The organism is Xanthomonas dyei (assembly GCF_002939865.1).
Classification (GTDB): domain Bacteria; phylum Pseudomonadota; class Gammaproteobacteria; order Xanthomonadales; family Xanthomonadaceae; genus Xanthomonas; species Xanthomonas dyei.
The window spans coordinates 20,735-32,270 of the sequence record NZ_MDEE01000047.1 but is presented as its reverse complement, the minus strand read 5'-3'; the positions used below and the strand labels follow the sequence as shown (position 1 = coordinate 32,270).

General features: G+C 65.4%; 10 protein-coding genes, 1 other RNA gene and 1 pseudogene. 8 read left to right on the top strand and 4 right to left on the bottom strand.

Annotation, left to right across the window (positions count from 1 at the left end; all coding sequences use genetic code 11):
* Positions 1 to 357: 357 nt before the first annotated feature.
* Entirely contained in the window at positions 358 to 1,569 is a 1,212-nt protein-coding gene (gene tyrS / locus XdyCFBP7245_RS20645) for a tyrosine--tRNA ligase (RefSeq protein WP_104617284.1), read from the bottom strand.
* 170 nt (positions 1,570 to 1,739) lie between these two features.
* Here tyrS and XdyCFBP7245_RS20640 point away from each other — a divergent pair, with 170 nt between their 5' ends.
* The 3 genes from XdyCFBP7245_RS20640 to XdyCFBP7245_RS20630 all read left to right on the top strand — a co-directional run bounded on the left by XdyCFBP7245_RS20640 (position 1,740) and on the right by XdyCFBP7245_RS20630 (position 4,777).
* A complete protein-coding gene (locus tag XdyCFBP7245_RS20640) occupies positions 1,740 to 3,158 on the top strand; it encodes a M23 family metallopeptidase (protein WP_104617283.1) in 1,419 nt (472 codons plus the stop codon).
* A gap of 252 nt (positions 3,159 to 3,410) precedes the next feature.
* Positions 3,411 to 3,495, top strand: a non-coding RNA gene (locus tag XdyCFBP7245_RS20635) — sX9 sRNA.
* Between the two features lie 148 nt (positions 3,496 to 3,643).
* On the top strand, positions 3,644 to 4,777 hold the full coding sequence (locus tag XdyCFBP7245_RS20630) for an anhydro-N-acetylmuramic acid kinase (RefSeq protein WP_104617282.1): 1,134 nt from the start codon (positions 3,644 to 3,646) through the stop codon (positions 4,775 to 4,777).
* 427 nt (positions 4,778 to 5,204) lie between these two features.
* Here XdyCFBP7245_RS20630 and XdyCFBP7245_RS20625 read toward each other — a convergent pair whose 3' ends face one another.
* From XdyCFBP7245_RS20625 to XdyCFBP7245_RS20615, 3 genes are all read right to left on the bottom strand, one after another.
* The gene (locus XdyCFBP7245_RS20625; RefSeq protein ID WP_055847421.1) at positions 5,205 to 5,432 is read right to left on the bottom strand and encodes a hypothetical protein; all 228 of its coding nucleotides are present in this window, start codon (positions 5,430 to 5,432) and stop codon (positions 5,205 to 5,207) included.
* Positions 5,433 to 5,490: 58 nt separating this feature from the next.
* Positions 5,491 to 6,786: an AmpG family muropeptide MFS transporter gene (locus XdyCFBP7245_RS20620; protein ID WP_170068727.1), complete on the bottom strand. Its 1,296-nt coding sequence runs from the start codon at positions 6,784 to 6,786 to the stop codon at positions 5,491 to 5,493.
* 256 nt (positions 6,787 to 7,042) lie between these two features.
* A complete protein-coding gene (locus tag XdyCFBP7245_RS20615) occupies positions 7,043 to 7,843 on the bottom strand; it encodes an exodeoxyribonuclease III (RefSeq protein ID WP_104617281.1) in 801 nt (266 codons plus the stop codon).
* 123 nt (positions 7,844 to 7,966) lie between these two features.
* On the opposite strand from XdyCFBP7245_RS20615, the gene pyrE reads away from it, so the two are divergent.
* From pyrE to XdyCFBP7245_RS20590, 5 genes and pseudogenes are all read left to right on the top strand, one after another.
* Complete coding sequence (gene pyrE / locus XdyCFBP7245_RS20610) at positions 7,967 to 8,626, top strand: orotate phosphoribosyltransferase (protein ID WP_104617280.1); 660 nt, start codon at positions 7,967 to 7,969, stop codon at positions 8,624 to 8,626.
* 22 nt (positions 8,627 to 8,648) lie between these two features.
* On the top strand, positions 8,649 to 9,314 hold the full coding sequence (locus XdyCFBP7245_RS20605) for a hypothetical protein (protein ID WP_211287757.1): 666 nt from the start codon (positions 8,649 to 8,651) through the stop codon (positions 9,312 to 9,314).
* Positions 9,315 to 9,429: 115 nt separating this feature from the next.
* A complete protein-coding gene (locus XdyCFBP7245_RS20600) occupies positions 9,430 to 10,227 on the top strand; it encodes a ParA family protein (protein ID WP_104617279.1) in 798 nt (265 codons plus the stop codon).
* Positions 10,227 to 11,156: a ParB/RepB/Spo0J family partition protein gene (locus XdyCFBP7245_RS20595; protein WP_104617278.1), complete on the top strand. Its 930-nt coding sequence runs from the start codon at positions 10,227 to 10,229 to the stop codon at positions 11,154 to 11,156. The genes XdyCFBP7245_RS20600 and XdyCFBP7245_RS20595 overlap by 1 nt, the downstream gene beginning before the upstream one ends.
* A 25-nt stretch (positions 11,157 to 11,181) precedes the next feature.
* Positions 11,182 to 11,469, top strand: a pseudogene (locus XdyCFBP7245_RS20590) (helix-hairpin-helix domain-containing protein); the annotation flags it as partial.
* Positions 11,470 to 11,536: the final 67 nt, after the last annotated feature.

Sequence of the window (11,536 nt, the reverse complement as noted above, 5' to 3'; positions counted from 1 at the left end):
GGACGTTGCCGCCGCTGCACCTCAATCCGCCGTAGCGTCTTTCCGTGTAGCGAGCCGCCCATCATAGCCGGCTTTTGCGTTTCGTCAACACCCTAGCTTCAGGGAATTTTCGAACCCTTTCGCTCTGGTTCCGCGTTTGCGGAGTCCGTTGCGTCGGGGGAGGCGAACTATATGCCCGCAAACGGAGTTTGGGAAGCCTTTTGTGAAAAATTTTTCACAGAATTGCCAAATACGTGCGCTGGCACTCAGCCGGGCTCTTAGAACATGTTTGAAGATCGATCTGGTGGTTGCGGCCTTCTATATGGAGCGCCGCAGCAGCGGCCCGGCGTTGCGGCTTTGCAGCAACCCTGTCGCGGGTCAACCAGTAATCAGCGACACGCGGGCGAAATTGCGCTTGCCCACCTGGATGACCGCCTCGAATCCCGGGGCGAACACGCGGCCAGCATCCTCGATCACCTCGCCGTCGATCCTGACCGCGCGCTCCTTGAGCTTGCGATTGGCCTCCGAATTGCTCGGCGTAAGCCCGATAGCCGTCAGTAGGCTGGCGATCCGCAGTCCTTCCGCCGGGACCACAACCTCTTGTAACGACAACAGACTGGTGTCGCCCTGCCCTGTGACCACGGCGTGCCAGCCGGCGATGGCCTGTTCGGCTGTCGCTGCATCGTGGAAACGCGTCGTCAGTTCGCGGGCCAGGCGCAATTTGACATCGCGCGGATGCAGTTCACCGGAGGCGACCTGCTCTTTCAGGCGTGCTGCTTCAGCCACCCCGATGTCGAAGGACAACAGATCGATCCAGCGCCAGGTCAGCTCGTCGCCGATCTTCATGGTCTTGGTGACGATATCGATCGCCGGCTCATTGATACCGATGTAGTTGCCCAGCGACTTGGACATCTTGGCAACGCCGTCCAGCCCTTCGAGCAACGGCATGGTCAGCACGACCTGCGGCGCCTGGCCGTAATGCTCCTGCAGACCACGGCCCATCAACAGGTTGAACTTCTGATCGGTGCCGCCCAGCTCGACGTCGGCCTTCAAGGCCACCGAGTCGTAGCCCTGCACCAACGGATAGAGGAACTCGTGGATGGCGATCGGCTGCTGGCCGGCGAAGCGCTTGGCGAAATCGTCGCGCTCGAGCATCCGCGCCACGGTGTGCTGGGCGGACAGCTTGATCATGTCGGCGGCGCTCATCTGGCCGAACCACTCGGAGTTGAAGCGCACTTCGGTGCGCTCCCGGTCCAGGATCTTGAAGACCTGCTCTTCATAGGTGCGGGCATTGGCCAGCACATCGTCGCGACTGAGCGGTTTGCGGGTGGCGTTCTTGCCGCTCGGGTCGCCGATCATGCCGGTGAAGTCGCCAATCAGGAAGATGACCTGGTGACCCAGCTCCTGAAATTGCCGCATCTTGTTGAGCAACACGGTGTGGCCCAGGTGCAGATCCGGCGCTGTGGGGTCGAAGCCGGCCTTCACCCGCAGCGGAACGCCCGACGTCAAGCGGGCTTGAAGCTGATCGAGCTTGAGAATCTCGTCGGCGCCACGGCCGATGAGTGCGAGGGATTCTTCGATAGTGGCCAACCACAGACTCCAGCGGCGTTTGCCGTCAACAACGTGAATTATGTTAAACGCGGGTTAATTCCGCGCCAAGTGAAAATAATGAACAGGCTCAATGGTTTGACGCGCTGTTACAGGCTGTCTATGGTACCGGCGATTGAGCTCGCACTTCGAGCCAGCGAGGAAATCCAACGATGCAGAACTCAGAGCAGGGCCGTGCACGCAAGCGGCGCTTTCAAGAACGCCTCCACGTCCTCCACGACACTGCACTGCATCGCAAGCTCAAGCAGCACCTGCCGGCCGCGTTCAACGATCGTTGGACACGTCGTCACTGGATCCACGCCAGCTTGTTCGCGACCATCGGCGCGATGGTGGCCACGATCGTGCCGGGCTTTTCCAACGCCATCGACACCCCGCTCTCCAGTCACTCCACGCTGGCATTGCCATTGCCTCCGCTGGTGCCCAGCCGCAAGCAGCTGGCGCCGAGCACCGAGTGGGAAATCCTGCAGGTCAAGTCGGGACAGACGCTGAGCACCTTGTTCGGGGAGTTGGGAATCCCGACCGCGGTGATGTATCAGGTACTGGCGCATCCGGGCACCAAGGAGGCGCTGACCAAACTGCGTCCGGGGACCGAGATTGCGTTCGACATGCCGACGCCGGGTGAGTTGCGGGCACTGCGCTTTGATCGCGACGCCAGCCATCGGGTGGAATTGCGGCTACTTGGCGACAGCGTGCGCGAGAAGGTGACCGAGCGCGCGACGACCACGCGCACCGTGGTGGCCAGCGGTGAAATCAGCAGCTCGCTGTACGCATCGGCCGGCAAGTCGGGGCTGTCGCCGGCGGCGGTGGCGATCATGACCGACGAGATCTTCAAGTACGACATCGACTTCGACAAGGATCTGCAGCCGGGCGACCGCTTCAGCGTGGTGATGGATGAAACCTGGCGCGAGGGCGAGCGGATCAGCACCGGCGACATCCTGGCAGCGACCTTCACCACCGGCGGCAAGACCTACACCGGGTTCCGCTTCGAGCGCGCCGGCAAGCCGGCCGAGTATTACGACATCACCGGCCGGCCGTTGAAGAAGAGCTTTATCCGCATGCCGGTGGCGTATAGCCGCATCAGCTCCACCTTCGGTGCGCGCAAGCATCCGGTGCTGGGCACGATGCGCATGCATAAAGGTGTGGATTACGCGGCCGCGTCGGGCACGCCGATCATGGCGGCCGGCGATGCGCGGGTGGTGTTCGTCGGCACCCAGCGCGGCTACGGCAATGTGGTGATCCTGGACCACGGCAAGAACTACAGCACGCTGTACGGGCACATGTCGCGCTTCGGCAAGATCAAGGCCGGCCAGCGCATCAACCAGGGTACGGTGATCGGCTATGTCGGCATGACCGGCCTGGCGACCGGCCCGCATCTGCATTACGAATTCCGCGTCGGCGGGCAGCAGCGCAACCCGATGTCGGTGACGATGCCGCCGCCGGAGCCGCTGCAAGGTGCCGAACTGGCGGCCTTCCGTGCGCAGACCGCGCCGGCCATGGCGCGCATCGAAGGCATGGAAAAGATGATCTATGCCGATGCCGACAAGCCCGCCAAGAGCAAGTCGCGCGGCTGAGGATTGCGGCTGGCGTTAACCGGTGCGGGTCGCACTGGTCCGCGTGCCGCAGCGCCGAGCGAGTGCCGTTGTCTAAGTGTGCTTGAGGCCTGCGGGGCGCTCTTGGCAGTGACCGTGGTCGGTACGCGTGTCCGCGCCGACCATAGCGTCAACAAATTGTTGCAATCAGCGGAAGCGGTGAAGAGGTCAGCGGCGCATTGACAGCAGCTGACAAAGTTACGCTGGAGCCAACAGACGGGCGCGGACGCTGCTCGGTGCAGCAGCTCACCCTCGTACACTCCGGTTTTTCCGCGTCGTCCATTCCCACCTGACGATTGCTTGCGACGCTTTGTTCGCCGCTCTGAGATGGACGCGTGAATTCTCGGCGACTGGTGGCCTTCGCTTGTAAGGGTCACCGCCCTTCCAGGCCAGCCCATCGACAGGCCAGTTGACTGGCCCCCCCTGAGCTGCACAAGCTGCATGACCGCTGCGCAATTGGTTCTGGCATGACTGTTCTGGAACACGAAAACTTCCCGCTGTATCTGGGCCTGATGTCGGGCACCAGCGCCGATGGCATCGATGCTGCGCTGGTGCGTTTTGCCGATGACCGCCACTGCCGTTGCGAACTGGTGGCAGGCATGACGGTGCCGTGGGCACCGCAGCTGCGCGAGACGTTGGTAGCGCTGGGCCAGGGCGCCGAGACCATCGCCATCGATGCGCTGGGCCAGCTGGATGCGCAGGTAGGCCTGGCCTTCGCGGACGCGGCCAATCAACTGATCGACACCTGTGGCATCGCGCGACAGCACATCCGCGCAATCGGCTCGCATGGGCAGACCATTCGCCATCGGCCGACCGGCGACCCGGCCTTTACCTGGCAGATCGGCGATGCGAGCCGGATTGCCGAGCACACCGGGATCACTACGGCGGCCGACTTCCGCCGCCGCGATGTGGCCGCTGGGGGTCAGGGCGCGCCGCTGATGCCGGCGTTTCATCTGGCGATGCTGGGGGCTGGCGATGAAGACCGCGCCGTGCTCAATCTGGGCGGGATCGGCAACCTGACCTTGATTCCGCGCGATGGCACGGTGCTGGGCTTCGATACCGGCCCGGCCAATGCGTTGCTGGATAGCTGGTGCCTGCACCATCGCGGCACGGCGTTCGACGCCGAGGGTGCGTTTGCTGCCAGTGGCAATGTGGATGCGTCGTTGCTGCAGGCGTTGCTGGCCGACCCGTGGTTTGCGCTGGCGCCGCCCAAGAGCACTGGGCGCGAACATTTCCACTTGGCCTGGGTGCAGCAGGCGATGGGCAACGCGACGCTGCAGCCCGCCGATGTGCAGGCGACCTTGCTAGAACTCACCGCGGCCACCGTGGCCGATGCCTTGCTACGGCTGCAGCCGCAGACCCGCCGCGTGCTGGTGTGCGGCGGCGGCGTGCGCAATCCGGTGCTGATGGCGCGGCTGGCGGCGCGGCTGCCAGGTGTGGTGGTGGAATCCAGCGCACGACACGGGCTGGACCCGGATTATCTGGAGGCGATGGGGTTTGCATGGCTGGCGGCCGAATTGCTGGCCGGGCGCCCGGCAAATCTGCCTTCGGTCACCGGGGCTGCAGGGCCGCGACTGCTGGGGGCGATCTATCCGGCGTGAACCACCACACGACCAACGCTGACGCCCCTAGCCAGGGGGCCGCGCTGGCGCCACGCGCCAGGTTGGCAAGGCCAACGCAGCGCGGTGGTTTTGAAACCATGCAAGCTTGCCGGCCGCCATCGAGCCGTAGCGCTCAGCGAGTGATGCATGGTCGGTAATCCATGGCCACTGCGTACATGACGACTGCCATGGTCTGGCCTGGCCTGCGCAACTGGATGCATCGATTGAGCTGAGGCGTTACGACGAACACCTTGCAAGGCGCGCAGGTAGAGAATGACCGCGGAGAGCGGATAAGCAAGACGACTGCGCGCACCACCAGGCGGGCGCGTGCAGTGCTGGCAAGCCTCACTTACCACTCGCAACTGCGATTCTGAGCACGCGTACGGCACCCATCCGACGACTGTCCGCGCCGTTTCTGTCAGCCGCTCTAAGGCGTGTTGCCGGCCGGCAGTGCCTTGAGCGCGGCGATGGCTTCGGCCAGGGCATCGACTTCCGGGTGCTGCAGGCCACCGGTGACTTCGAACTCGCTGGCGAACAGGCCTTGTTCGAGCAGATGCATGACGGTCTGGTGCTGGGTCCAGCCGCGTGCGACGGAAATGCGGCGGATGCGGTCTACCAGCACCGGATCGATATCACGCAACACCAGATCGGTCATGCCCTTCCTCGTGCGATGGATTGCCCCGCCGGCATCATCGGCAACCTTGGCGGACGTTTCAATCCGGCCGCCGGTCGTGTGCCAGCAAGCGCGGCCATAGCCAGGCCAGCAATGCCAGGGTGGGAATCACGGTGAGCGCGCTGAGGATGAAGAAGGTGCTGTATGAGGTGGCCTGGACCAGGAACCCGGACACGCCGCCGGCGAACTTGCCCGGCAGATTGGCCAGCGACACCAGCAGTGCGTACTGGGTGGCAGTGAAGTTGCGATCGGTCAGCGACGACATGAAGGCCACCAGCACGGTGGCAGCAAAGCCCTGGAACAGGTTATCGGCACTGAGCGCGGCGTAGAACGCCCACAGCTTGCCGGGGTTATGCGCCATCAGCAGGAAGGCCAGATTGGACAGCGCCACGCCCAGCGCGGCCACCAGCAACATGCGGCGAAAGCCGAACGCCGCCACTGCGGCACCACCGGCGAAGGCACCGGCAATGCCGATCCAGACACCGAACAGCTTGGAGACGGTGGCAATGTCGGCCTTGGTATAGCCCGAGTCCAGATAGAACGGGCCGGCCATCACACCGATCACCTGGTCGGGGAACTTGTACAGGCCGACGAATAGCAGCAGCACAATCCCCAGCGCCAGGCCATTGCTGGAAAAGAAACTGGAAATGGGCTGCCAGAACGCACCCGCAACGTCGACGCGGCGTACCACGGTGGCTTCGGGGCGGTCCGGCTCACGGCAGACCAGGGTGGTGATGATCGGCAGCCCCATCAACGCCGACATGCCCAGGTAGGCCCAGGTCCAGTCGAGGTATTCGGCCATATACAGCGCACCCGCGCCGCCCAGGATCAAGCCGACGCGATACCCAAGCGTGTAGGTCGCGGCCAACGCGGCCTGTGCGGTCTCCGGGGCGATCTCGATGCGATAGGCATCCACAACCGAATCTTGGGTGGCGCCCCAGAACGAGGCGAACAGCACCCAGCTCACCAGGCCGGTGACGCTCAGGTCCGGCCGCGAAAACGCCAGTGCGACCAGGCCGATGGTCACGCCGATCTGCGCGACCAGCAGCCAGGACCGGCGACGGCCCAGAAAAGCGGTCAGCGGAAACGCGTAGCGGTCGATCAGCGGCGCCCACAGGAATTTGAGCAGATAGAAGAAGCTGGTCAGGCTGATCAGGCCGATGCTGCCCAGGTCCAGGCCGACATCGCGCAGCCGGGTCGACAGCGTCTGCGAGGCGATCAGCAGGAATGGCAGCCCGCTGCCGAAACCCAGCAGCGCCATGGTCGCCGCCGATGGGGTGGCGAATGCCTGCCGGATGCCGCGCAGCCCTTTGTATTTTGGCGCGGGCTTGGTCATGCGTGCAGCCGGTGGAAGCGATTGGCGAGCGAGACGGCCGGTGGATTGTCAGCGGCCGGCGCGCAGGCAGAGCTCCCGGAGGCGAGCAGGCCGGTCCAGACGGGATGCGCAATACCTGCACTGACCGGACCCCAGCAGCGACGTGCTGTCCACATGCCGATCCTCATCGCAGCCATGTTGCTGTTGGTTGCAGGCACCGAACCAATCGTCCGTCCATCCTTGCCGGTCGCAGCGCCGGCCGGCTGCAGGCGCTCACTCACTGCGCGTAATCCACGATATACGGCGCGTGATCGGAGAAGCGCTGCTCACGATAGATCGCGCAGGCCTGCAGTGCGTCGCGCAGGCCGGGGGTGACCAGCTGGTAGTCGATGCGCCAACCGACATTGTTGGCGCGCGCCGCGCCGCGATTGCTCCACCAGGTGTAGTCCTCGCCCTGCGGATGCAGGACGCGGTAGCTGTCGATCCAGCCACGGCCGTCGGCGGCGCTGGCTTCGCTTGCAGTGTCGGCGCACAGGCCGTTGAGCCAATCGCGCTCGGGCGGCAGGCAGCCGGAATTTTTCTGGTTGGACTTCCAGTTCTTGATGTCCAGCACCGAGCGCACGATGTTCCAGTCGCCGCACAGCACGTACTGGCGACCACTGGCCAGCCACTCGTCCAGGATCGGCCGCAGCCATTCCATCACCTGGAACTTGTAGCCCTGGCGCAGCTCGCCGGAAGACCCGGACGGGATATAGAAGGACACGACACTCAGATTGCCGAAGCGCGCTTCGATATAGCGGCCTTCTTCGTCGAACTCCGGCCAGCCCAGCGCGGTGCGCACTTCGTCGGGCGCGCGCTTGGCGTAGATCGCCACGCCGCTGTAGCCCTTCTTGGTGCTGGCATCGCGAAACCAGGCCTTGTAGCCAGCGGGCAGGAATTCCGGCCCGGTCAGCTGATGCTCCTGCGCCTTGGTTTCCTGGATGCACAGCACGTCCGCGTCCTGGGTGGCGAACCACTCGAAGAAACCTTTGCTGGCGGCCGAGCGCAGGCCGTTGGCGTTGAAACTGATGATGCGCATTGGGGGCCGGGAATGGGGAGTCGGGAAATAGGGAATGGTAAACGCATCGCGCACCGGCAGCCTTCCTTGTGCGGCTGGGGTAGGCTTTACGATTCTCCATTCCCTATTCCCCATTCCCGTCCAATGACCGACCACCGCACCCGTTTCCTGCAGCTGGCCCTGGGCGCCGATGCCCTGCGCTTTGGCGAGTTCACGCTCAAGTCCGGGCGGCTCAGCCCGTACTTCTTCAACGCCGGGCGCTTCGATTCCGGGGTCAAGACCGCGCAGCTGGCGCAGTGCTATGCCGATGCGATCGATGCGGCCGGGGTGGAGTTCGACCTTCTGTTCGGCCCCGCCTACAAGGGCATCCCGCTGGCCACCGCGCTGGCCTGTGCCTATGCCGGGCGCGGGCGCGATCTGCCGCTGGCGTTCAACCGCAAGGAAGCCAAGGATCATGGTGAGGGCGGCAGCCTGATCGGCGCACCGCTGGCCGGGCGCAAGGTGCTGATCGTCGATGACGTGATTACCGCCGGCACCGCGATCCGCGAGGCGCTGGGCATCATTCGCGCCGCTGGCGGTACGCCGTCCGGCATCGTGGTGGCGCTGGACCGGCAGGAGATCGCCTCCGAGCAGGACCGCCGTTCGGCGGCGCAAGCGGTAGCGGCCGAGGCCGGCATCCCGGTGATCGCGGTGGCCAACCTGGCCGATCTGCTTGCTTTTGCGGCAGGAAACGCCGACCTTGTGGGCTACCGGGAACCGCTGCTGGCCTATCGTGGCCGCTACGGAACCGACACCACAGGCTGACGGCAGGTGACAGGGGGCTGCGATGATGCCGAAACACAGACGTTTGGCGTTACTCGCTGCCGTGACCGTGGCTGTCATGGCCGTGCCGGTTGCTGCGCAGGACAAGCCGGCCGCCAAGAAGTTGTACTGCTGGAACCAGAACGGCGCGCGGGTGTGCAGCGATACGCTGCCACCGGAGGCGGTGAATCAGGCGCGCGACGAGTTCAACGTCAAAAGTGGCATGCGCAGCGCCGAGGTACAGCGCGCGTTGAGTAGCGACGAGCGCACTGCGGCCGCGGCCAATGAGCAACAACGCCTGGCCGACCTGGCCGCCGAGCAGATGCGCCAGCGCACCGATCAGGCCATGCTGATGTCGTATCAAAGCGAGGACGACCTGCGCCGGGTGTTCAACGAGCGCATCGCCATCGTGGACAACAACATCCACACCGCGCGCTTCAATGTCACCAGCCTGCGCGAGGGCCTGGCCAGCATGTTGCGCGCCGCCGGCGACCGCGAGCTGGCAGGCCAGGCAGTGGCCGACAAGCTGGCCGGCGACATCCAGCAACGCCATCGCGAATTGATGGCGCAGTTGCGGCTGCAGACCAGCTTCGAGCAGCAGCGCACCGCGCTGGACGGCGAAATCGCCGACATCCTGCAGCGCTACCGCGCCATGAAGGAACCGCCCGGCGCCACCTCGCCCACCGGCTGAACCGCACAGGCGGCATTCCCGCTCGCCCGCTGCGCCGCTGCGGGCGGCATTTCCCGATCCGACGCCCTGCCCGCATAATGGCCGGTCTTACTCCTTGCCCACGAGGCTCTCCCGCATGGCCCGGATCATCGCCATTGCCAACCAGAAAGGCGGCGTCGGCAAGACCACGACGGCAGTCAATCTGGCGGCCGGCCTGGCGCGCGCGCCCAAGCGTGTGTTGCTGGTGGATCTGGACTCGCAGGGCAACGCCACCATGGGCAGCGGCATCGACAAGCGCGATGTGGCCGCCTCCACCTGCGATCTGCTGCTGGGCGAGAACACCGCTGCCGAGATCCGGGTGACCGCGCCGGAAGGCTTCGACCTGCTGCCGGGCAACATCGACCTGACCGCTGCCGAGATCCAGCTGATGGACCAGGGCGAGCGCGAGCAGCGGCTCAAGCGCGCACTGGCGCCGATCCGCGACGAGTACGACTTCATCCTGATCGACTGCCCGCCGGCGTTATCGCTGCTGACGCTCAATGCGCTGACCGCGGCCGACTCGATCATCGTGCCGATGCAATGCGAGTACTACGCACTGGAAGGGCTGACCGCCCTGTTGGAAACCATCGAAGCGCTGCGCGCCAACCTCAACCCGGCGCTGGAAATCGAAGGCGTGCTGCGCACGATGTTCGATATCCGCAACAACCTGGCCAATGCGGTATCGGCGGAGCTGACCCAGCATTTTGGCGACAAGGTGTTCCGCACCATCGTGCCGCGCAACGTGCGCCTGGCCGAGGCGCCCAGCCATGGCCAAAGCATCGTCGGTTACGACCGCACCTCGCGCGGTGGCGTGGCGTACCTGGGGCTGGCCGGCGAAATCGTGCGCCGCCAGAACGACCGCAACAAGGCCTTCCGGCCCGTGGAGACCGTCTGATGAGCAAGCCGCCCCTGGCAAAGAAGCGCGGTCTGGGCCGTGGCCTGGAAGCGCTATTGGGACCGAAGGGCGCAGCAGCGGCAGCGGCACCTGGCGCAACCGGCGAAGACGCGCTGCAGCCGGGCGACACCCTGCGCCAGTTGCCGGTGGACCAACTGCAGCCGGGCAAGTACCAGCCGCGCCGCGAGATGGACGAGGTCAAGCTGGCCGAGCTGGCGGAGTCGATCAAGGCGCAGGGCGTGATCCAGCCGATTGTGGCGCGCGCATTGGGGCCGGCGCAGTTCGAGATCGTGGCCGGCGAACGCCGCTGGCGCGCCTCGCAGCTGGCCGGGCTGAGCGACGTGCCGGTGGTGGTGCGCGAGCTGGACGACCGCACCGTCATCGCGATGGCGCTGATCGAGAACATCCAGCGCGAAGACCTCAACCCGCTGGAAGAAGCGCAGGCGCTGCAGCGGTTGATCGACGAATTTTCGCTGACCCACGCCGAGGCGGCCGAAGCGGTGGGCCGCTCGCGGGCGTCGGTGTCCAACCTGCTGCGGCTGCTGGAATTGCCGGTGGCGATCCGGGTGCTGCTGGAAACCCGTCGCCTGGAAATGGGCCATGCGCGTGCGCTGCTCACCCTGGCGCCGGAACTGGCCAGCAAGCTGGCGCAGGAAGCGGCCGATCAGGGTTGGTCGGTGCGCGAGGTCGAACACCGCGCGCAGCAGTTCGCCGCCGGCAAGGTGCCGGGCTCGCTGCGCAAGGGCAAGCCGATCACCGCTGCGCCGCAGGCCGATATCGCCTCGCTGCAGACCGAGCTGTCCGAATCGCTGGGCACCAAGGTGGTGTTCAATCACGGCCGCGGCGGCAAGGGCAAGCTGGTGATCCATTACACCGACCTGGACACCCTGGAAGGTGTGCTGGAACGCTTGCGCACCCGCAAGGGGTGATGCGGCCAACGCAGGAGGATTAGCGATGCATCCCGCCAAAGTGGACCGCGCGCATCTGCTGCGCCTGACCGACTTGCCCAACGTCGGGCCGGCCTGCGAAAAGGATCTGCAGCGGATCGGCATCCGCATGCCGGCGCAGCTGCACGGCCGCGATGCCTACGACATGTACGCCCAGCTCTGCCTGCGCACCGGCGTCACCCATGACCCGTGCGTGATCGATGTGTTCCTGTCGCTGGTGCGCTTCATGCAGGGCGAACCGGCGCGCAATTGGTGGGACTTCAGCGCCGAGCGCAAGGCAACGTTGGCAGCCGAGCGCGCAGAGGCGCCAGCCACTGCACCGCTGCCGGCGCGCCGTGTCGCCAATACCGGCACTGGCAGCA

Excerpts from the sequence above, each read along its gene's own strand:
- XdyCFBP7245_RS20615 (WP_104617281.1), bottom strand. The coding sequence starts at position 7,843 with ATGCGCATCATCAGTTTCAACGCCAACGGCCTGCGCTCGGCCGCCAGC.
- XdyCFBP7245_RS20630 (WP_104617282.1), top strand. The coding sequence starts at position 3,644 with ATGACTGTTCTGGAACACGAAAACTTCCCGCTGTATCTGGGCCTGATG.
- XdyCFBP7245_RS20640 (WP_104617283.1), top strand. The coding sequence starts at position 1,740 with ATGCAGAACTCAGAGCAGGGCCGTGCACGCAAGCGGCGCTTTCAAGAA.
- XdyCFBP7245_RS20620 (WP_170068727.1), bottom strand. The coding sequence starts at position 6,786 with ATGACCAAGCCCGCGCCAAAATACAAAGGGCTGCGCGGCATCCGGCAG.
- XdyCFBP7245_RS20600 (WP_104617279.1), top strand. The coding sequence starts at position 9,430 with ATGGCCCGGATCATCGCCATTGCCAACCAGAAAGGCGGCGTCGGCAAG.
- XdyCFBP7245_RS20605 (WP_211287757.1), top strand. The coding sequence starts at position 8,649 with ATGATGCCGAAACACAGACGTTTGGCGTTACTCGCTGCCGTGACCGTG.
- pyrE (WP_104617280.1), top strand. The coding sequence starts at position 7,967 with ATGACCGACCACCGCACCCGTTTCCTGCAGCTGGCCCTGGGCGCCGAT.
- XdyCFBP7245_RS20625 (WP_055847421.1), bottom strand. The coding sequence starts at position 5,432 with ATGACCGATCTGGTGTTGCGTGATATCGATCCGGTGCTGGTAGACCGC.
- XdyCFBP7245_RS20595 (WP_104617278.1), top strand. The coding sequence starts at position 10,227 with ATGAGCAAGCCGCCCCTGGCAAAGAAGCGCGGTCTGGGCCGTGGCCTG.